The 2,141-nt window shown below is 48.0% G+C and carries 1 protein-coding gene; it reads left to right on the plus strand.

The features are described 5' to 3' along the window. Positions 1-2,141: transglutaminase-like domain-containing protein (locus KDK17_RS16880; protein WP_257288611.1), on the plus strand; the 2,141-nt coding region annotated here is incomplete at both ends.

Genomic DNA, 2,141 nt, shown 5'->3' on the forward strand with positions numbered 1-2,141 from the left:
GAGTAGGGGTGAGCTTGATTCTGAACTTTGCAAATGGTTCAACCAAACGGTATCAGGCACTGATCGTCCGTGGGTGATACGAAGCAGTGATTTCAACAGTATTGATGAAAAAAACCATGAAATTCTTGTTAGCACTCATCTGAATGAAGACGAAGCCAGAGCGGAAATCATCAAGAGACTGGCTCGGACCAGATGGCAGGCATCCGGTCTCTCCCTCCAGCCGGACGCGTCGGACGATATTCTCACTCAGGCACTGTACCGATACTGGCAGCAACGCTGGTTTGCTCGTGAGTTTGGTCCGATGGGCGTAGAGGTTAACAGCGTGTTTCCCCTGGCGAAAGAAGAGGCACAAGCGCTGAAATTATCGGCTTCCCAGCCTTATCTTCAGGAGGCTGATCGGCAGATAGAGTTATGGAATGGCCGCGATGTTCAACTATGGCCTGCGTTTTGGTATCAGATGAGTGGTCTGGTGAACCATCGAGTTGAGGGTAGTATTGAGGGCAGTATTAACGAAGCGTCAGTTGTTGGCGGTGATAACGCTCCTGAGCCATACAATCCGGAAGTCGAAGAGAAAGAGGCTCCGGCAATAGACCAGAGAACGAACTATGAGTGCTTTGACAGGCCAGAACTGTACGATTTCAGAATTTTTGATACGCAGGACTATTCTTGCGTGATGTATCGGTGGTGGGCAAAGGATATTTTTGTGTCTGAAAAGGGTGCTGTCAAAGAGATCGCTCTTAATGATAAAGACATTTACGGGGTCGAAACCCTCACACCGGCCCGGTTACCAGGGCGTGACCAGCCAGTGTCATTAGCCAGCGATCAAACGCTGGCAACCTTTGACTGGACATCCGGCAGTGGTCGATATGCATTGCCCAGCCTGACGCCTGACGACTATATAGTGGCCCTGCGCATAGAGCCGGATGTGCCATACACGCTGGTCAGGAATCAATATACCGGGCTTCACACGCTGTCTGTTGCAGTGGCCGAAACCAAACAGAAAATTCAGTTTGCTTATGTCGTAGAACACAGAGGAGCGTGCAGAAAAACACGTACCAGAGGAGTCAGGTCTGCGCAATCAACACGTTTTGACGCCCGCTGTTCCCAGGGTATGAAAACAGTACTGAAGGAAGTGTTTGAGAACATTAACCGACAGCCACTGAAAGTACGGGAGCCTTTGCGAACAATACAAAAGGCTAAAAACATGAAGCAACGCATTGTGGCGATCAAGGATTATTGCAAACAGTTTTCCGGTAATGCTATACCAGAGCGCCATAAGAATTTCTTTCGATTCCTCGTCACACAACGGCAAGGTAGCTGTCGTCATCGTGTATCTGTTTTTGTTGCTCTTTGTCGTTATTTTGGTATTCCAAGTCGGAAAATTTCTAACATTAACCACAGCTTTGCAGAGTATTCCGTGGATGGAGGCCAAACCTGGGACGCAGCGGATCTGGGCGGGGCGCCTGCCGATGTAATAGAAATCAAATCTGACTTCCAGCTCACCGGTAAGGTCAGTCTTTCCAGCAGTGATTCAAAGAAGGTCAAGGATGTCCTGAAGAGTGTCCTGAAAGGTGCGGATTCAGCACAACAGCAAACTCTGGCTAAAGCATGCGGCATAGCCCTTGAGGAACTGAGCACAGCCCTTGAGACAAACAGTGCATTGCCAGAAACCAATCTTAATATTTCCGAAACAGTAGAGAACCTTTGGAAAGAAAGAGATTTAGCCGGTTTTTCGATGGGGGTCTCACTACTGGAGTCGCTGCAGACAGAAGTATTGGGTGATTGCGAGAAGAGATTGGTCTGCGCTGAGGGTGAAGATTGGCGTGCAGGTTGGCGTGCCTGTACACCGATGGCGGATGCAGTAGGCAATATATTGTTCAAGAGTAATGAAGATCAAATCACTGAACAGCTTAAATTACTCCATTCAAAAATGGTTGTTAAGGGCGGAGTAAGCCCTCTTCAGTGGCTGGATTCAATAATGGATGTCCTGAGGTTTGCTAGATTTGCTATTTTTGCCAAATCTTCGGAAATTCACTTTGCTCGTGAAGCCTTGAAATCGGGATGGTTGAATCCGGTTCCGACCTATGATAGCCGAACTATTAAAGTCATTGAATATCTTGATCGATTGCAGTGTCTGGAAA

The organism is Endozoicomonas sp. SESOKO2, assembly GCF_024606245.1.
Classification (GTDB): Bacteria; Pseudomonadota; Gammaproteobacteria; order Pseudomonadales; family Endozoicomonadaceae; genus Endozoicomonas_A.